This is a genomic window from Burkholderia sp. 10_S31 (assembly GCF_056930375.1).
In genome coordinates this window covers 205243-223847 of sequence record NZ_JBXOWK010000001.1, presented here as the reverse complement: position 1 = coordinate 223847, position 18605 = coordinate 205243, and the positions used below count along the sequence as shown (strand labels likewise).

The 18605-nt window shown below is 67.4% G+C and carries 16 protein-coding genes; 10 read left to right on the top strand and 6 right to left on the bottom strand.

The annotated features are described in order from the left end of the window. Positions 1-97 precede the first annotated feature (97 nt). Positions 98-1105: a hopanoid-associated sugar epimerase gene (gene hpnA, locus AC1Z3W_RS01000; protein WP_057925559.1), complete on the bottom strand. Its 1008-nt coding sequence runs from the start codon at positions 1103-1105 to the stop codon at positions 98-100. 205 nt (positions 1106-1310) lie between these two features. Between hpnA and AC1Z3W_RS00995 the strand changes: the two genes are divergently transcribed. From AC1Z3W_RS00995 to AC1Z3W_RS00985, 3 genes are all read left to right on the top strand, one after another. After that, positions 1311-1607 (top strand): acylphosphatase, encoded by a 297-nt coding sequence (locus tag AC1Z3W_RS00995; RefSeq protein WP_057925560.1) that lies wholly within the window; start codon positions 1311-1313, stop codon positions 1605-1607. A gap of 12 nt (positions 1608-1619) precedes the next feature. Beyond that, positions 1620-2525 carry an EamA family transporter RarD gene (gene rarD, locus AC1Z3W_RS00990; protein WP_057925561.1) on the top strand — a complete coding sequence of 302 codons (906 nt, stop codon included), beginning with the start codon at positions 1620-1622 and terminating at the stop codon, positions 2523-2525. A gap of 386 nt (positions 2526-2911) precedes the next feature. Next, positions 2912-4036 carry an OpgC domain-containing protein gene (locus AC1Z3W_RS00985; protein ID WP_057925562.1) on the top strand — a complete coding sequence of 375 codons (1125 nt, stop codon included), beginning with the start codon at positions 2912-2914 and terminating at the stop codon, positions 4034-4036. A gap of 55 nt (positions 4037-4091) precedes the next feature. Here the strand turns inward: AC1Z3W_RS00985 and AC1Z3W_RS00980 are convergent, their stop codons facing one another. Continuing rightward, the gene (locus AC1Z3W_RS00980; RefSeq protein WP_057925563.1) at positions 4092-4298 is read right to left on the bottom strand and encodes a hypothetical protein; all 207 of its coding nucleotides are present in this window, start codon (positions 4296-4298) and stop codon (positions 4092-4094) included. 119 nt (positions 4299-4417) lie between these two features. Next, positions 4418-5941 carry a peptide MFS transporter gene (locus tag AC1Z3W_RS00975; protein WP_057925564.1) on the bottom strand — a complete coding sequence of 508 codons (1524 nt, stop codon included), beginning with the start codon at positions 5939-5941 and terminating at the stop codon, positions 4418-4420. A gap of 486 nt (positions 5942-6427) precedes the next feature. Here AC1Z3W_RS00975 and AC1Z3W_RS00970 point away from each other — a divergent pair, with 486 nt between their 5' ends. The 7 genes from AC1Z3W_RS00970 to AC1Z3W_RS00940 all read left to right on the top strand — a co-directional run bounded on the left by AC1Z3W_RS00970 (position 6428) and on the right by AC1Z3W_RS00940 (position 14423). Then, positions 6428-7006 carry a cupin domain-containing protein gene (locus AC1Z3W_RS00970; protein ID WP_057925565.1) on the top strand — a complete coding sequence of 193 codons (579 nt, stop codon included), beginning with the start codon at positions 6428-6430 and terminating at the stop codon, positions 7004-7006. 178 nt (positions 7007-7184) lie between these two features. Then, complete coding sequence (locus AC1Z3W_RS00965) at positions 7185-8798, top strand: peptide ABC transporter substrate-binding protein (protein WP_483506665.1); 1614 nt, start codon at positions 7185-7187, stop codon at positions 8796-8798. Between the two features lie 11 nt (positions 8799-8809). After that, positions 8810-9748 carry an ABC transporter permease subunit gene (locus AC1Z3W_RS00960; RefSeq protein WP_057925567.1) on the top strand — a complete coding sequence of 313 codons (939 nt, stop codon included), beginning with the start codon at positions 8810-8812 and terminating at the stop codon, positions 9746-9748. 13 nt (positions 9749-9761) lie between these two features. Beyond that, positions 9762-10664 carry an ABC transporter permease gene (locus tag AC1Z3W_RS00955; protein WP_057925568.1) on the top strand — a complete coding sequence of 301 codons (903 nt, stop codon included), beginning with the start codon at positions 9762-9764 and terminating at the stop codon, positions 10662-10664. 105 nt (positions 10665-10769) lie between these two features. Further along, positions 10770-11762 carry an ABC transporter ATP-binding protein gene (locus AC1Z3W_RS00950; RefSeq protein ID WP_057925569.1) on the top strand — a complete coding sequence of 331 codons (993 nt, stop codon included), beginning with the start codon at positions 10770-10772 and terminating at the stop codon, positions 11760-11762. After that, positions 11759-12790, top strand: a complete 1032-nt coding sequence (locus AC1Z3W_RS00945) for an ABC transporter ATP-binding protein (protein WP_124832618.1) — start codon at positions 11759-11761, stop codon at positions 12788-12790. The genes AC1Z3W_RS00950 and AC1Z3W_RS00945 overlap by 4 nt, the downstream gene beginning before the upstream one ends. A 160-nt stretch (positions 12791-12950) precedes the next feature. After that, a complete protein-coding gene (locus AC1Z3W_RS00940) occupies positions 12951-14423 on the top strand; it encodes an OprD family porin (RefSeq protein ID WP_057925719.1) in 1473 nt (490 codons plus the stop codon). 54 nt (positions 14424-14477) lie between these two features. Here AC1Z3W_RS00940 and AC1Z3W_RS00935 read toward each other — a convergent pair whose 3' ends face one another. From AC1Z3W_RS00935 to AC1Z3W_RS00925, 3 genes are all read right to left on the bottom strand, one after another. Beyond that, positions 14478-15473: a DedA family protein/thiosulfate sulfurtransferase GlpE gene (locus AC1Z3W_RS00935; RefSeq protein WP_057925571.1), complete on the bottom strand. Its 996-nt coding sequence runs from the start codon at positions 15471-15473 to the stop codon at positions 14478-14480. 163 nt (positions 15474-15636) lie between these two features. After that, positions 15637-15906 carry a hypothetical protein gene (locus AC1Z3W_RS00930; protein WP_057925572.1) on the bottom strand — a complete coding sequence of 90 codons (270 nt, stop codon included), beginning with the start codon at positions 15904-15906 and terminating at the stop codon, positions 15637-15639. A gap of 234 nt (positions 15907-16140) precedes the next feature. Further along, the gene (locus tag AC1Z3W_RS00925) at positions 16141-18450 is read right to left on the bottom strand and encodes a phosphocholine-specific phospholipase C (RefSeq protein ID WP_483506664.1); all 2310 of its coding nucleotides are present in this window, start codon (positions 18448-18450) and stop codon (positions 16141-16143) included. Positions 18451-18605: the final 155 nt, after the last annotated feature.

Here is an 18605-nt window from a genome sequence, read left to right as displayed (position 1 = left end):
CTGCGTAAGACCCGCGATTTTAACCGCTGCGCCGGTGCCGGTCCGTCAACGACGTGTAACAAAGTGCGCAAAGCGGCGTGGCGCACGCCGCTTTGTGCTATTTCAGGTAGCCCGCCGAGCCGAACCAGTCGAGCGCGTCGCGCAGCCCTTCGCGGTACGGACGCGCGCGGTAGCCGAGCTCGCGCTCGGCCTTCGCGGACGTGAAATACATCTTGTTCTTCGACATCCGCAGCCCGTCGACGGTCACGAACGGCTCCTTCTTCGTGAACTTCGCGACGGCTTCCGCGCCGACCGCGAGCGGGTAGAGCGGCCAGCGCGGCAGCGCGATCGTCGGTGCCTTGCGCCCCGTCATCTGCGCGATGTCGGCGAGCATCTGCTGCAGCGGCAGGTTCTCGCCGCCGAGGATGTAGCGCTCGCCGATCCGGCCGCGCTCGAGCGCGAGGAAGTGGCCGTGCGCGACGTCGTCGACGTGCACGAGGTTCAGGCCGGTATCGACGAACGCGGGAATCTTGCCGAGCGCGGCCTCGACGATGATGCGGCCGGTCGGCGTCGGCTTCACGTCGCGCGGGCCGATCGGCGTCGACGGGTTGACGATCACGGCCGGCAGCCCTTCGTCGGCGATCATCCGCTCGACCGCGCGCTCGGCCAGCACCTTGCTGCGCTTGTACACGCCGATCGCCTGCTCGGCGGTCAGCGGCCGGTTCTCGTCGGACGGATCGCCGGCGCTCGTGACCTTCAGCGTCGCGACGCTGCTCGTATAGACGATCCGCTCGACGCCTTCGGCACGCGCCGCGCGCATCGTCGCGACCGCGCCTTCGAGGTTCGCGCGCTCGATCTCGTCCGGATCCGGCGCCCACAGCCGGTAGTCGGCCGCCACGTGCAGCAGGTAGCGCACGCCGCGCAGCGCGGCGCGCATCGACGTCTCGTCGCGCATGTCGCCGGTGACGATCTCGGCGTCGAGATCCGCGACGTTCGTGCGCGGGCTGGTCGGGCGCACCAGCACGCGCACCGCATAGCCCTTCTGCTGCGCGATGCGTGCGACGGCCGAGCCGACGAAACCGGACGCGCCGGTGACGAGAACGAGATCGCGGGAGGTATCAGTCATGCGTTTCCTTCAGGGCCGCGCGCGGGCGGCGCGGCGGTTGTGCGTCGGCGAGATTGTACGTGGTCGGCGCGCGCGGCGACGCGAGTGCCGCGCGGCGGCCGAGCCGGACAGCGTCGGCCCCCGCGGCCGGCCCGCCCGGCCCGTGTGCGAAGCGGCCGACGCGTCTACAATGCCGGGCTTGAATGCACTACGGGAGGGCGACGCGATGAGCCGCAATGACTTGGACGAACGGATCGAGACCTACTACGTGCGGGTGCGCGGCGTCGTGCAGGGCGTCGGTTTCCGTCACGCGACGGTGCGCGAGGCGCATGCGCTGAAGCTGCGCGGCTGGGTCGCGAATCTCGAGGACGGCAGCGTCGAGGCGATGATCCAGGGCCCCGGTCCGCAGATCGACCGAATGCTCGCGTGGCTGCGCCATGGGCCGCCGTCCGCGCGCGTGACCGAGGTCACGTTCGAGGAGCGTCGGACCGAAAAGCGCTTCGAGCGCTTCCAGCAGCAGTAAGGCGAAAACAACATGACGGGGTATCCGGAGGCCGGGCGCGGCATCGCGCTGTCGGTCGTGGCGTCAACGCTGTTCGCGCTGATGTCCGTCTACGCGAAACTGCTCGCGCCGCTCACAGGGCTCGACATCTTCGCGTGGCGAATCCTGTGGACCGTACCGGGCGCGCTCGCGTTGATCGCGCTGCGCGGCCGTTGGCCGGCGCTCGTCGAACTCGCGCGGCGCAGCGCGCGCGACTGGCGCCTGCTGATCGCGCTGCCGGTGAGCGCGGGCCTGCTCGGCCTGCAGCTGTGGCTGTTCCTGTGGGCGCCGCTGCACGGGCGGATGCTCGAAGTATCGCTCGGCTATTTCCTGCTGCCGCTGACGATGGTGCTCGTCGGCCGCTTTTACTATCACGAACGGCTCGACCCGCTGCAATGGGCGGCGGTCGCGTGCGCGGCGCTGGGCGTCGCGCACGAGGTGTGGGCGACGCGCGCGTTCGCGTGGCCGACGCTCGTCGTCGCGCTCGGCTATCCGCCGTATTTCGTGCTGCGTCGCCGGATCAACGCCGATTCGCTGGCCGCGTTCGCGCTCGAGATCGTGCTGCTGTCTCCGGTCGCGCTCGCGATGGTGTCGACGAGCCCGACGCCGGTCGCCAGCCATCCGCTGCTGTGGGCCGCGCTGCTGCCGGGGCTCGGCGTGCTCAGCACGCTCGCGCTCGCGAGCTACCTGAAGGCGAGCCGGATGCTGCCGATGGCGCTGTTCGGGATCCTTGGCTACGTCGAGCCGGTGCTGCTCGTCGCGGTGTCGCTGCTGCTGCTCGGCGAGACGCTGAGCGCCGCGCAGCTCGCGACCTACGGGCCGATCTGGGCCGCCGTCGCGCTGACCGCGTGGCACAGCGCGATGCTGATGCGGCGGCTGCCCGCGCCTGGCCGAGCATAGTCGCACCCGACTCGATCGCGGCGCCGACATGCCGCGCATCGTGCATCGCGCATTCGTCGTGTCGAATCCCGCGATGCTGACGTCGAACTGGCGACGCACTGACATCACGCTGGCCGCACCGCCAGCTTCGTATCGTCGATGTCACGCCTGTAATCGAACAGAAGATTCCGTTGCACTTTGTTACTTAGGGTATCCCCCGACCGGCCGCTAGACTGACCTGACCGTCTTCTCTTCGTATGCAGCGTTTCCATGAACGGTCATCTCCGTGCCGGGCCGGCCGGGTTGGCGCGATGCGGGCATACGCGTATCGCCGCCGATCAGGTTCGCCTTCTCCCTTTCGAATCTCCCGCCGGTGCGTGTCGCGCCGTCGTCGCGCAGGTGCGGCCATGTCGCTGAGTACGCCACCCGCCGCCTCGTTCCCGCCGGCGCGCAGCGGCCGCCTGATCGAAGTCGATTTCTTCCGCGGCATCGTGCTGCTGATGATCGTCGTCGATCACATCGGCGCGAGCGTGCTGTCGCGCGTGACGCTCCACGCCTTCGCGCTGTGCGACGCGGCCGAGGTGTTCGTGTTCCTCGGCGGCTTCGCGACCGCGAGCGCGTATGGCGCGATCGCCGACCGGCACGGCGCGCGCGCCGCGCAGCGGCGGTTCGTGCGTCGCGCGATGCAGATCTATCGCGCGTTTCTCGCGACGTCGACGCTGATGCTCGTCGTGTCGGCCGTGCTCGACCATTACGGGATCGACGCGCCGAACCTCGCGCTCGACGACGTCAGCGTGATGCTCGCGTCGCCGCTCACGGGCGCAGCCGAGCTGCTCACGTTCCAGCGCCAGCCGTATCTCGCGTCGGTGCTGCCGATGTACGTGCTGTTCGCGCTCGCGTCGCCGGTGATCGTGCCGTTCGCGCGCCGCCATCCGTGGCTGCTCGTCGCGTTCAGCGCGGCGTCGTGGCTGGCGGCTGGCTGGCTCGGCCCCGAGCTGCTGGACACCGACTCGTTCCGCTGGAGCTTCAACCCGTTCGCGTGGCAGCTGATGTTCGTCGCCGGCGTGCTCGCGCGCTGCCAGCCGTTCTACCGGCACGTCGCGCTCGGACGCTGGAGTGCCGCGGCAACCGGCGTCGCATGCGCGATCGTGCTCGGTTGCGCGAGCTACAAGCTGTTCTCGGGGCTGCCGGTGCCCGAAGGCGTGCTCAAGCGCGATCTCGCACTGCCGCGCATCGTGAGCTTCGCAGCGGTCGCGTGGCTGATGGCGGACTGCGTGCGCCACGGCTGGATCGCGCGGATCGCGCGCGCGGTGCAGCCCGTGGTGGCGGTCGGCCAGCGCGGGCTCATCTGCTTCGTCGCGGGCGCGGCGATTTCTCTCGTCATCGATTCGCTGCTGCATCCTGTCGCGAACGGCGCCGAGTTGCGGCGCATCGGCCTGGGCCTCGCGGCCGACGCATGCGCGGTCGGGCTGATGATGGCCGTGGCGGGTTCGGGATCGTGGTTCGCGCGCTGGCGCGCCGCGGCCGCGTGAGCGGCGCGGGAGCGCGCGCAGGCGGCACGCAAGCGGCCGCGCGACGGCGGTGCGGTCAGTGAGGTGAGCCGATGCGGGAGCGGGGGACGGCGGTCGCGTCATCGGATTCGGTGTCGTCGCGTTCGTCGGACGTCGGATCGTCCTGCTGCGCGAGCACCGCGTCGGCTTCGGCTGCGGCGCGGGCGGCGCGCAATGCGGTGCAGCGCTGCGCGTGCCGGATGTCCGACAGTATCCTCAAGAGCCGAGTCGTTTTGCTTTTCATGATCTTCTCCCGCCGGTGCGCATCGCGTGGAACGGATGGACCGTTGCAACCAGTGTAGGACGTGCTGGCCGCGCTGGCGGGAGAATGTGGCGTGCATGCCGCACGCCGAGGGATAGTACTTACTGGGCCGAAGCCATCGCCTGCGCCTGCAACGCTTCTTCCTCGCGGCGTTCTTCCGCGCAGCGCTGATGCTGGCGCGACAGGCGGTTCATCATCGGCAGCAGCAGCAGCGCGAGCAGCATGCCGATCGCGGCGAGCCAGCCGAGCTTCTCGAACAGCGACAGGTAGAGCGGCAGCGATTCGGTGGCCGGCAGGTCGTGCGACGGCATCTGCGCGAAGTTCGCGACGACGCTGCCGAGATACTGCGACACGCCCGTCGCGACGAAATACGCGCCCATCATGAAGCCGCTCATGCGCGCCGGCACGTAGCGCGCGATCATCGCGAGGCCGAGGCCGCTCACCAGCAGTTCGCCGAGCGAGTAGAGGCCGTAGCCCCACACCATGAACCACGACGACACGCGACCGTCCACCGCGTAGCGGCCGCTGATCGTGAACACGAGGTAACCGGCAGCCACCGCGCCGAAGCCGAACGCGTACTTCGCCGCGACCGGCAGGTCACGGCCGCTTTTCGAGAACGCGTTGTAGATCCACACGAGCACCGGGCTCAGCATCATGATCCAGATCGGGTTCAGTGCCTGGAACTGTGCGGCGCTCCACGTGAACAGCGTCGTGCCGAACAGGATGAAGCGCGGATCGACGTTGCGCAGCGCGAACAGCGTCAGCGACGTCGACATCTGCACGTAGAAGATGAAGAACAGGATCACCTGGCCGATCAGCACGAGCGCCGCGATCAGGCCGGCACGCTCCGAACGCTCCGACTTCGCGATCATGTACGCGAAGATCGCGAGGATCGCGAATGCTGCCGTCCACACGCTCGCGACCGCGAGCTGCTTGTGCTGCAGCACGTACAGCGTGACCAGCGCGAGCGCGACGCCGCCTGCCGCCACGCCGCCGAGGCGCTTCCAGCGGATCGGTTCGTCGTCGGGCTGCGAGCCGATGTGCGCGAGCGTGCGGTGCATCAGCATGAAGTTCAGGATCGCGAGCAGCATGCCGGCGCAGCAGACCGCGAACGCGGTGTGCCAGCCCCAGTGATCCTTGATCCACGGCGTCGCGAGCATCGACACGGTCGAGCCGATGTTGACAGCCATGTAGTAGATCGTGAACGCGCTGTCGATGCGTGCGTCGTCGCCTTCGTAGATGCGGCGCACGAGGTTCGCCGCGTTGGCCTTGAACAGGCCGTTGCCGACGACGATCACGCCGAGCGATGCGTACATGTACGCCAGCGCGTCGTTCGGGACCGCCAGCATCAGGTAGCCGGCGCACAGCACGGCCGCGCCGATGATCATCGTGCGACGGGCGCCGAGCACCTTGTCGCCGATCCAGCCGCCGATCGACGGCGACGCGTAGACGAGCGCGGTGAACGCGCCCCAGGTCAGGTTCGCGTGGCTGTCGGTGAAACCGAGCCGGTCGACCATGAAGAGGACCAGGAGCGCGGCCATGCCGTAGTAGCCGAAGCGCTCCCACATTTCGATGAGGAAGACCGTCGTAAACGATCGGGTTTGTGAAACAGGTGCGTGCATCATCAATCTCGTTTGAAACGGACGGCGCGGATCGCGCGTCGCCTTGGGGGTCGAACTGGCGCCGGAGCACGGTGGCCGGGTAGGCTTTGCGTCGGCGATGGAGCAGTCGGGCCGGGGTCGGACTCCGCCTGACGAGGCGGCGAGAGACCCCGACCGGCGCGCGAGTGGTAACGTTTGCCGGTCCGGTGCGTCAGGTCCGCGCCACTCAGGGAAACTCCCGATATGGCAGCAGCTTTCAGGAACATTTGTCTCATCATCTACTTGTAAGCTTGGCGCCCGTTCTCCGCAAATTCCCGGAGAGCCGCTTGCAGCTTGCCTGTGAAGACGGCGAGTCTGGCAAGATAGCGCGTCGTTTCGCTCGCTTCGGGCCCTGTTTAGTGCACCGGGCTCAACGCCGAAGACGTGTGCGAACCCGAAGATTAAGCCATCTCAAGTTAAACTTAGTTACTTTCCATCAAACATTTTTTGACGACCACTTTTCGGCCTGCTATGGTTCCCCCCACTGAAAACTCGCGATCGGCAGACGCTGTCGCACTTGGCAGCAAGATTCGCGCGTTGCGCCAACGACTCAAGCGCACGCTCGACGACACCGCTACCGCCGCGGGGATTTCGAAGCCGTTTCTGTCTCAAGTCGAGCGCGGGCTCGCGTCGCCGTCGCTGACGTCGCTGGCCGGTATCGCCCAGGCGCTCGGCGTGACGGTGCAGTACTTCGTGGATACGCCGAGCGAGGAACGCTCGGTCTGCCGAGGCGAGCAGTTGCGCTTCTTCGGATTCGCCGATTCGGCGAACCTGTTCGCGAGGCTGACGAACGTGTCCGAAGGGCGTCAGCTCGAGGCGATCCTCGTGCGGATGCCGCCAGGGCAGAAACGGTCGGAGGTGACGACGCATGCAGGGGAGGAGTTCCTGTATGTAATTGAAGGGGAAGTGTCGCTGACGCTGGAAGGCAAGACGTTCGTCCTGCAGGCCGGCGACAGTTCGCACTATCAGTCGACGGTCCCGCACAGCTGGGTCAACACCGCGACGATCGAGTCGGTGGTGGTCTGGGTCGGTACGCCGCGGCTGTTCTAACGCACAGGTATTCCTTCGTTTCAGAGACGGGATACCTGTCGAAAGAAACGTAAGGAATACTAAAATGCAATACGAGAATCACGGGCCTCCTCAATCGCTGCACCCGTCAGCGTCTCACGCGTAATCCGCGGCATCCGCCGCGCAACGCTCACCGAACAACCTTCTCAAAACTGCCACGATGAAATCCTTGCATGCCATGTCGGCCGTGCTGGCCGCGCTCGCCCTGACGACGCCCGCCGTTCACGCCGTTACCGTTCCGTCGAACGTCGCGCTCGCCCCTCAACAGGACCTGACGCGCCAGGTGCCTGCCGAAGTCGAGTCGCTCGATCCGGCGCACATTGAATCGTGGACCGGCAACACGATCGGCCTCGACCTGTTCGAAGGGCTCGCCCGCATCGATGCGGCCGGCCAGGTCGTGCCGGGCGTTGCGCAGTCGTGGGAGCGCAAGACGCCGACGACATGGATCTTCAAGCTGCGCCACGATGCGAAGTGGAGCAACGGCCAGCCCGTGACGGCCGCCGATTTCGTCTACTCGTGGCAGCGTCTCGTCGATCCGAAGACGGGCTCGAAGTACACGATCCTCGTCGAGTTCGTGAAGAACTCGAAGGACATCATCGCCGGCAAGGCCGCCCCGTCGACGCTCGGCGTGCGCGCGGTCGACCCGTACACGCTGGAAGTGACGACCGACGTGCCCGTCGCGTTCTTCCCCGAGCTGACCGCGATGGCGCCGCTCGCGCCGGTGAACAAGGACGTGGTGACGAAGTTCGGTGACGCATGGACGCGCCCGGGCAATATCGTCAGCAACGGCGCATACCAGCTCGTCGACTGGCAGCCGAACAACCGCATCGTGGCGACCAAGGACGCGAAGTACTGGAACGCGCCGAAGGTCGTGATCAGCAAGGTCACGTACCTGCCGATCGAAAGCGACGAAACCGCGATGCGCATGTACCAGGCCGGCCAGATCGACTACAGCTACTCGATTCCGTCGGGCATCTTCCAGCAGGTCAGCAAGCAGTTCGGCGGCGAACTGCGCCCGGGCCTGCAGCTCGCGACCTACTACTACTACCTGAACAACAGCGACGCGGCGCTGAAGGACAAGCGCGTGCGCCAGGCGCTGTCGATGGTGATCGATCGCGACGTGCTGACGTCGAAGCTCACGCAGGCCGGCGAGAAGCCGATGTACGGCCTGATGCCGAACGGCACGAAGGGCGCGCAGCCGTTCACGCCGGAATGGGCGTCGTGGCCGATGGCCAAGCGCATCGCGACCGCGAAGGACCTGTTGAAGCAGGCCGGCTACTCTGACGCGAAGCCGCTGTCGTTCACGCTCACGTACAACACCAACGACCTGCACAAGAAGGTCGCGCTGTTCACCGCATCGGAATGGCGCACGAAGCTCGGCATCAACACGAAGCTCGAGAACGTCGAGTTCAAGGTGCTGATGAAGGAACGGCATGACGGCAAGGTGCAGATCGCGCGCGACGGCTGGTTCGCCGACTACAACGACGCAATGACCTTCTTCGACCTGATCCGCTGCGGCAGCTCGCAGAACACCGTCGGCTACTGCAACAAGCAGATGGATACGCTCGTCGACGAAGGCAACCAGAAGCTCGACGACAAGGCACGTGCCGCGCTGCTCACGCAGGCGCACGACACGGCGATGAACGACACGCCGATGGTGCCGCTGTTCCAGTACTCGGCCGACCGTCTCGTGAAGCCCTACGTGGGCGGCTACTCGCTGAAGAACGTGATCGACATGCGTGCGTCGCAGGACATGTACCTGATCAAGCACTGAGCGGAGCGATCATGCTGGCCTACGCATTGAGACGCACGTTGTGGGCGGTGCCGACGATTCTCGCCGTCATCACCGTCTGCTACCTGCTGCTGCATTTCACGCCCGGCGGTCCGTTCGATACGGAGAAGCAGCTGTCCGCGGCGACGCTCGCGAACCTGAACGCGAAGTACCACCTCGACGAGCCGCTGTGGAAGCAGTACCTGCTGTACCTGAACGCGCTGCTGCACGGCGATCTCGGTCCGTCGTTCCGTTACGTCGACTGGTCGGTGAACGATCTCGTGAAGAAGGCGCTGCCCGTGAGTCTCGGCGTGGGCGGCGTGTCGATCCCGATCTCGATCGTGTTCGGCGTGCTGCTCGGCACCGTCGCGGCCGTGCGGCGCGACAGTCTGATCGACCGCTTCGTGATGCTGATCGGCAACTTCGGCAACGTCGTGCCGCCGTTCGTGCTCGGCCCGGTGCTGGTATGGATCTTCGCGATCCTGCTGAAGACGTCGGCCGGCAACGGCTGGCTGCCGGCCGGCGGCTGGGGCGACGGCGGCTGGCAGTACCGGCTGCTGCCGATCGTGCTGCTGACCTTCATCAACGTGTCGCTGCTCGCACGCGTGATGCGCGGCTCGATGATCGAGACGCTGTCGAGCAACTACATTCGCACCGCGCGCGCGAAGGGCCTGCCGGGCTCGACGATCGTGCTGCGCCACGCGCTCAAGCCCGCGCTGATGCCGGTCGTGTCGCTGTTCGGCACGGTCTGCATCACGTCGATCACGGCGGCCGTCGTCACCGAATCGGTGTTCGCGCTGCCGGGGCTCGGACAGCTTGTCGTGAACGGCGCGATCAACCGCGACTACACGCTGGTGCTCGGCCTCGTCGTGCTGACGACCGTCTGTGCGGTGCTGTTCAACCTGCTGGTCGACCTCGCGTACGCGTGGCTCGATCCGCGCATCCGTTATTGAGCGAGGCGCTGCGATGACTCCGACTACTCCCGTCGTCAGTCTGCCCGTGCAGACCGACTCGCCGCCGCGTTCGCGCTCGCCGCTCGCGCTCGCGTTCGCGCGCTTCCTTCACAACCGTGCGGCCGTGTTCAGCCTCGTGCTGCTCGCGCTGATCACGCTCGCGTGCTTCGTCGGCCCGTGGCTGCTCGCGGCCGATCCCGCCGCGAGCGACTGGGGCTCGATCAGCCTGGCGCCGACGCTCGCGAACCAGCACTGGTTCGGCACCGACGAACTCGGCCGCGACCTGCTCGTGCGCACGCTGATCGGCGGCCGCGTGTCGATCGAGGTCGGCCTGCTCGGCACGCTGGTGTCCGGCCTGTTCGGCGTCGCATGGGGCGCGACCGCCGGCTTCGCGGGCGGCCGCGTCGACTCCGCGATGATGCGCGTCGTCGACATGATGTACGCGATCCCGTACCTGCTGATCGCGATCCTGATGATGACCCTGTTCGGCCGCTCGTTCATGCTGGTCGTGCTGACCATCAGCGCGTTCTCGTGGATCGACATGGCGCGCGTCGTGCGCGGCCAGACGCTGTCGCTGCGCAACCGCGAGTTCGTCGATGCGGCGCGCGCGATCGGCGTGTCGCCGGCATCGATCGTGCTGCGCCACATCGTGCCGAACCTGCTCGGCGTGGTCGTCGTGTACGCGACGGTCTCGGTGCCGAACATCGTGCTGACCGAATCGGTGCTGTCGTTCCTCGGCCTCGGCGTGCAGGAGCCGATGACGAGCTGGGGCGTGCTGATCCAGGACGGCGCGCAGAAACTGGAATCGATGCCGTGGCTGCTACTGGCGCCGGCCGTCATGCTCTGCGTGACGCTCTACTGCGTGAACTTCGTTGGCGATGGCCTGCGTGACGCGCTCGACCCGAAGGATCGCTGAGATGAAACAACCCCCACGCTCACTATGTTCGCTCGGGGGGGCGCAGCCCCCCCGTCTCCCCCAGGCGCTTCCATCGAAGTGTCGGGCGGCCCGGCGGAGGCTGGCATGACAGCACTACTCGAAGTAGACAACCTCGGCGTGCGTTTCTCGCGCAAGGACGCACCGCCGATCGACGCCGTAAGCGGCGTGTCGTTCACGCTCGAAGCCGGCAAGACGCTCGGCATCGTCGGCGAATCGGGCTCGGGCAAGAGCCAGACCGTGATGGCGCTGCTCGGCCTTCTGGCCGGCAACGGCACGACGACGGGTGTCGCGCGCTATCGCGGCGACAACCTGCTCGCGATGGATACGCGCGCGCTGAACGCGGTACGCGGCGACCGGATCGCGATGATCTTCCAGGATCCGATGACGTCGCTCAATCCGTTCCTGACGATCGAGCGGCAGATGACCGAGACGCTGCAGCTACATCGCAAGCTGTCGCGCAAGGAAGCCACGAAGCGCGCGATCGAGGTGCTCGAGTCGGTGCGCATTCCCGACGCAGCGCGCCGCATCCGCATGTATCCGCACGAGTTCTCGGGCGGCATGCGCCAGCGCGTGATGATCGCGATGGCGCTCCTGTCCGAGCCGGAAATCCTGATCGCCGACGAGCCGACCACCGCGCTCGACGTGACCGTGCAGGCGCAGATCATCGACCTGCTGCGCGAGCTGAACCGCGAGCGCGGCACCGCGATCGTGCTGATCACGCACGACATGGGCGTGGTCGCGGGCCTCGCGGACGACGTGATGGTCATGTATGCGGGCCGCACCGTCGAATACGCGCCGGCCGAATCGATCTTCGCGGCGCCGTCGCATCCGTACACGATCGGCCTGCTCAATGCGCTGCCGCGCCTGACCGATGCGGACGACGCGCCGCTCGTCGCGATTCCCGGCAATCCACCGATGCCCGGCACCGCGCCGGCCGGCTGCGCGTTCGCGAAACGCTGCACGTATGCGCAGGAGCGCTGCGGTGCCGCGCGCCCCGCGCTCGAAACCTACGGCGCGGTGGGCGCGGTGCGCGCATGCCACCGGCCGCTGGCCGATCTGACGGGAGGTCTGCGATGAGCGTCGATGAACGCCGCAATGCCGGCGCGACGGGCACGACGAGCGATACGCTGCTGTCCGTCGAGGATCTGAAGGTGCATTTCCGCGTGCCGCTCGGCGGCTATCCGTGGTCGCCGAAGGGCACGCTGCGTGCGGTCGACGGCGTGTCGTTCGACGTGAAGCGCGGCGAAACGGTCGGGCTCGTCGGCGAGTCGGGCTGCGGGAAGTCGACGCTCGCGCGCGCGCTGATCGGCCTCGTGCCGATGACGGCCGGCACGGTGCGCTGGCGCGGTGACGCCGTCGCGCCCGATCACCTGCGCGGCACCGCGATGCGCCGCGAAGTGCAGATGATCTTCCAGGATCCGCTCGCGTCGCTCGATCCGCGCATGACGATCGAGCAGATCGTCGCGGAGCCGCTCGTCACGCACCATGCGGGCCTCGGCCGCACCGAGGTGCGGCGCCGCGTGGTCACGATGCTCGAGCGCGTCGGCCTGAATGCGCATCACCTGCTGCGCTATCCCCACGAATTTTCCGGCGGGCAGTGCCAGCGCGTCGGTATCGCGCGTGCGCTGATCGGCGAGCCGAAGCTCGTGATCTGCGACGAACCCGTATCGGCGCTCGACGTGTCGATCCAGGCGCAGATCGTGAACCTGCTGCGCGATCTGCAGCGCGAACTGTCGTTGTCCTATCTGTTCGTCGCGCACGACCTGGCGGTGGTGAAGGCCATCAGCCAGCGCGTGCTCGTGATGTATCTCGGCCGCGTGATGGAGTTCGGCACGCGGCAAGACGTGTACGGCGTGCCGCAGCACCCGTACACGAAGGCGCTGCTCGATGCGGCGCCGACGCCGGAGCCGGCACGCGAGCGTGCTCGCCGTCCGATGCTGCTGGCGGGCGAGATGCCGTCGCCGCTCAACCCGCCGTCCGGCTGCGCGTTTCGCACGCGCTGCCCGGTCGCGATCGACGCGTGCTCGCAGGACGTGCCGTTGCCGGAAGTGCGGCACGGCTCGGCCGCACGTGTCGCGTGCATTCGGGCGGGCGCGGCGGCGTGAAGTGACGCAGCAACCATAACCAGGCAGGTCGACAGGGGTAGGGTGCGGCGCGAACGATCTTCGCGCCGCGGGTAGAGGCGCGTCCTTAGCCGGGCTCGCCGGGGGGCCGGAAGCGGATCGCAACCGGCGTGGACGACATCAACACAAGACGAGAATGACGATGAAAAAGCAAAAGACGATCGGGACGGCATCGAAGATGCTGCTTGCATGGGGCTTGCCGGCGCTCGCCGGCGTATCGCTGACCGGCGTCGCGCACGCGGACGACGCGGCCCCCGCGCCGCTGACGGTCGCGCAGGCTGCGCCGTCCGCGGGCGCGAGCGTGTCGGTTGCGCAGGCAACGACCCCGAACGCCGTGATCAATGCCGAGGCGAGCCAGGCCGTCACGCCGCCGGACGAGCCGTCGGCACAGTCGAAGTCGAACGGCTTCATCGCCGACAGCCATCTGAACTTCCTGTTCCGCAACTATTCGGACGTGCTCGACAGCAAGGGCGGACCGCACCGCCATGCGTGGGTCCAGGGTGTGATGGCGAACTTCGAATCGGGCTACACGACGGGCCTGATCGGCTTCGGCGTGGACGCGTCGGTGTATGCGGCGCTGAAACTCGACGGCGGCGCGGGCGCGGGCAGCATGGTCCACATCGCGAAGGGCGGCGGTGGCGGCAACCAGCTCGCGTGGGCATACCCGGGCATCTACGACGTGAAGGCGCGCATCTCGAACACGGTGATCAAGTACGGTCTGCAGGCCGTCGACAACCCGTTCATGGAGCAGCACGACAACCGTGCGCTGCCGCCGACGTTCCTCGGCGCGACGATCGTCAGCAATGAATTCAAGAACGTGATGCTCGAGGCCGGCAGCTTCACGAAGAACGACGCACGCGGCCATACGACGCTCACGAACCTCACGACGCAATACGGTGGCACGCGCGTCAATCGCCTGACCTATGTCGGCGGCACGTGGGACTACTCGCCGAACGGCGAAGTCGCGCTGTACGCGAACCAGGCCGACGACGTATGGCACCAGTACTACGCGTCGGTGAAGCACAGCATCGGCAGCACGCAGACGATCAAGTGGACGGGCTTCGGCAACGTCTACTCGACGCACGACACGGGCGACGCGCTGCAGGGCAAGATCGACAACAACGCATACAGCCTGTCGCTGGCCGCGCAGCACGGCCCGCACGAGCTGCTGCTCGGCTACCAGCAGATCCTCGGTGACCAGTTCTTCGACTACCTGAACGAAACCAACGGCATCTTCCTGACCAACTCGATGGACGTCGACTACAACGCGCCGCACGAAAAGTCGCTGCAGCTGCGTTACACGTTCTACGGCAAGGAAGCGGGCCTGCCGGGCTTCAAGGCGATGGTCTGGGGCGTGACGGGCTGGGGTGCGGACGGCAGCGCGGGGGCCGCGAACGATCCGGGCAAGTCAAGCATCTACTGGAGCAACGGTGCGCCGGTGCAGGGCCGTCACCACGAGTTCGGCTTCATCCCGTCGTACACGTTCCAGAGCGGCAAGCTGAAGGACACGAAGGTCACGTTCATCGCGATGTGGCACAACGGTTCCGCGCACTACTCGGACGCGACGAACCGCGAGTATCGCCTGGTCGTGAACGTGCCGCTGCACGCGTTCTGATCGAAGGGGGCGCATGCGCCCCCGCATCACACGGCCGGCCTGCGAGCGAAACGATCAGGCCGGCTTGTGCAGCCCCGCGACCGGATCGTTCGCAGCGGGCATGTCTTCCACGAGCGACGTGAGCTGGCGGCCCGTATCGCGCCATGCGTCGAGGCCGCCGCGCAGCGCGAGCGCATCGGTGAAGCCTGCGTCGAGCAGGCGTTTCGCCATCAGCGCGGCCGTGAACTCGTTCGGGCACGAGCAGTACACGACAAACTTCTGCGTGAACGGATAGCGCGCGACGATGTCGCCGATCTGGCGTTCGTCCGCGAACTGCGCGCCGGGAATCGTGAACGGGTCGAGCTTGCGGTGTTCGGGCGAGCGCACGTCGAGGACCACCGGCGCGGACGCATCGCGCATCATCACGTCGAGCTCGTCGACGCCGATTCGCGCGCTCGCGAGCTGGCGGATCAGCGCGCGGCGGCGCATCCAGCGGATCGCCGCGTACACCGCCAGCACCGCGACGGCCGCCAGCAGCGCCACGCGGCCGAGCTGGCCCGCGCCGGCGAACAGCCAGTCGATCTGGCGATAGAACATCACCCCGACCACCAGCCCGACGATCGTCCACAGCGCGGCGCCGAGCGCATCGTAGCCGACGAACGTGCGATAGCGCGTGCCGAACGCGCCGGCCATCGGCACCGACACGAGCGACAGCCCCGGAATGAAGCGCGCGACGGCGAGCACGCGCACGCCGTAGCGGCCGAAGAAGCGTTCGGTCTTTTTCACGCAGCTGTCACGCGACAACGACAGCCGGCAGATCGTCTTCAGCGTCGTGCCGCCGAAGCGCCGGCCGGCGAGGTACCACACGGTGTCGCCGATCAGTGCGCCGAGCACCGACAGCGCGACCACCGTGATCAGTTGCGAGCCGATCATCGCCGGATGCATCGCGGACATCGCACCGAACAGCACGAGCGTCGGCATCGCGGGCACCGGCAGCCCGATGGCCGCCGCGAGCACATTGGCGAAGACGAGAAGCGGCCCGTATTGGGCGACGAGGTCACGGAGGAGCATGACGGCTGGCCGAAAAGGAAGCGCGTGGGGAGGATACGCAGATGGGCCGATTATCGGCCATTTTCAACCGGACGGCGGGAAATGACGGAAAGCGCCTGACGGCGGCAGGGAGATGCGGGCGGGACGGTGAGCCGATGCATTGCGCGCGGCTCACCGCTCGACATCAGGAAGAGGTGCGGGCGAGCGATGCGACGCCGTGGTTTTCGCCGGGCAACTCGGCGCCGTGCGAGCGGATCGCCGCGATCAGCTCGGCTGGCGTGATCTCGTAGCGGACCTCGCGGTGAATGCCGGGCTTGCGTTCGTCGATCTCGATCAGCAGCACGCTCTTGCCGTCGCCGGTCGATTCGAGCCGGAGCGAGCGCAGTTCACGGCCGTCGGCCGGGTCGTGTTCGGTGAGCAGGGTCATTGCCCCGGATGAGCCGGTAGTGCGCATCGAACCTATCCTCGTGTCGTGTGTGCCAGGTTGGCGAAGATGTCGTTATTGAATGCAGCTTGACGAAGTTTAACGCGAACGGGCCGCAACACGGAGCATTTTCGTGGGCATGAAAAGAGGGCTGCACCACCTATCCTTCTGATATTTGAGCCGCGCCAGGCGGGCGTCTCAGCCGGATCGGCCGACGCCGCGCCCGGCGTCCGGCCGATGATCCGGCCGGGCGGGTGCGTGCCGTCAGAAGCGGTCGGCGAGCCCCATCGCCGGGTCGCTGACCGAGTGGCGGCCCGTTTCGACGCGGCCGGCGATGCGGCGCGAGAAGCTCGCGTCGCTGTCGGCAGTGACGACGAAGTCGTACCAGTGCCCGGTCGAGTCGAGCTTCCAGTGCAATTCCGATTGACCGCCGGCGTGCACCGTGACGGTCCACGTCGTGCCCGTGTCGTTGCCGTGGCCGCGGTCGTCGTTCGCGCCGCGGCCGGACAGCGGGCCGTACACCTCGTTCGACTTCACCGTGAAGCGCACGGCGCTGCCGCCGTCGTTGCGCAGCCGCAGATGCAGGTTGCCGCTCGCACCCGCATAGCCGACCCGGATTTCCGGATGCGGTGCGCGCGCGCCGGCCAGTCGGGCGAGGTCGCCGGTGAAGCGGCGGTGATAGCCGTTCGGACCGAGCACCCACAGGTCATATTTACCGCTGTCGTCGGCCAGCGCCGCCCAGTCGCCGCGCAGCGCCTTGCCCGGCTCGACGACGTAGCGGCGCGGCACGCGGTCGAGGTGCAGCTTGTCGTACACGTGGAATACCGCTGCCGCGCGGCCGGTGTTCGCGAACTTCAGCGTGACGGTGCCCTGGCCGGCATCGACGTGCGCGCTTGCATGCAGCTCGTACGGCAGTGCGCGCGACGGGCGCACGCCGGCGGCCTGCGCGGGCAGCGACGGCGTGGCCGGCGGCGTGATCTTCGGCGCGGCCTGCTGCGCGGCGCTCAGCGCGTCGACCTGGTTTTTCGTCGTACGACCCGCGAGCGTCGGCAGCGGTTCGTTGTTCGGCGCGCGGAAGTTGAACGCGCTCGTCAGGTCGCCGCACACCGCGCGGCGATACGCGCTGATCTGCGGCTCGACGACGCCGAAGCGTTTCTCGAGGAAAAGCAGCGTCGACGTATGGTCGAACACCTGCGAGTTGACCCAGCCGCCGCGGCTCCACGGCGACACAACCCACATCGGCACGCGCGGCCCCGGGCCGTACGGACGGCCGTCGGCCGCGGGCTGGCTCGACGTCGCCGGCGCGAAGTCGTGGTACTCGACGGCGACGTCGGCATCCGCGAGCGTATGGCCGCCCGCAAGCGAGCCGTCCGCATTGCGCGACGGCACGGCCGGCGACGGCATGTGGTCGAAGAAGCCGTCGTTCTCGTCGTAGTTGATCAGCAGCACGGTCTTGCTCCACACGTCCGGATTCGCGGTCAGCGCATCGAGCACCGCCTGCACGTACCACGCGCCCTGCGCGGGGCTCGACGGCCCCGGGTGTTCGCTGTACACCGACGGCGGGATGATCCACGACACCTCGGGCAGCTTGCCGTTGCGGATGTCGTCGCGAAACGTTTCGAGGAAGCCGTACGGCATCGTGTTGCCGAAGCCCTTTGCGAGCGGGCTCAACGGATCGTCGATCGCCGGATCGTAGAACGCCCCGGCCGCCGTCACCGGCTGCGTGATGTCCGTCGACGCGACGTACGCGGGCCGGCGTGCGGGCGGCATCTGCTCGATGGCCGCGCGCCAATGGCGAAAGCTCATCATCTCGTTGCAGCCGAAATTGTCGATCAGGCTCTGGTAGACCTTCCAGTTCACGCCGGCCTGCTGCAGCCGGTCCGCGTAGGTTGTCCATGTCCAGCCCTGGCTCGACGGGCCGATGTCGTTGCCGCCGTTGAACTGGTTGTTCAATGCGGCGAGCTTCACGTGGCTGCCGTCGGCCGGGCTGATGCCGTTCGGGCCGTTGGTGCCGCTCCAGTAGAACAACCGGTTCGCGATCGTGCCCGTATGCATCCCGCAGTGGTAGTGGTCGCACAGCGTGAATGCGTCGGCGAGCGCGCGCTGGAACGGCACTTCGGCCGCATCGTAATAGCCCATCGACAGCGGCGTCTTGGCGTCGGGCCAGCGGTTCATCCGGCCATGGTCCCACGCGGCCTGCGCGTCGGCCCACGTGTGCGGCGTGCCGCCCGCGCGCTGCGCGTTGCCCTGGCTCGCATCGAGATGGTACGGCGTGAAGGTCGTCGCGGGCGTCGCTTTCGTGTAGGTCTGGTAGAACACGTCGCGGCCGTTCGGCGACGGCACCGCGAAGCGGTCGCCGTAACCGCGCACGCCCTTGAACGTGCCGAAGTAGCCGTCGAATGCGCGGTTCTCCATCATCAGCAGCACGACGTGTTTCACGTCCTTGATGGTCCCCGTTTCGTGAAACGCGGGAATGGCGAGCGCGCGGCGGATGCTCGGCGGAAACGCGGAAAGCGCGGCGGCGGCGAGGCCGGAAGTGGCGGTTTGCTGAAGGAATTTGCGGCGTGACGTCATGGCGTTCTGATCCTGTGATGATGGGAGCGTTCGTGACTTCGTCTGGTTGCGCTCGTGCGTCGTCCCCCCGGGACGGTCCGCGATGCGTGTGCGTTCGAGCGCGTCGGCCGTTGTCGTGATCCTGTGCGCCGCGCGCTCGTGATGCGCGGGGCAGG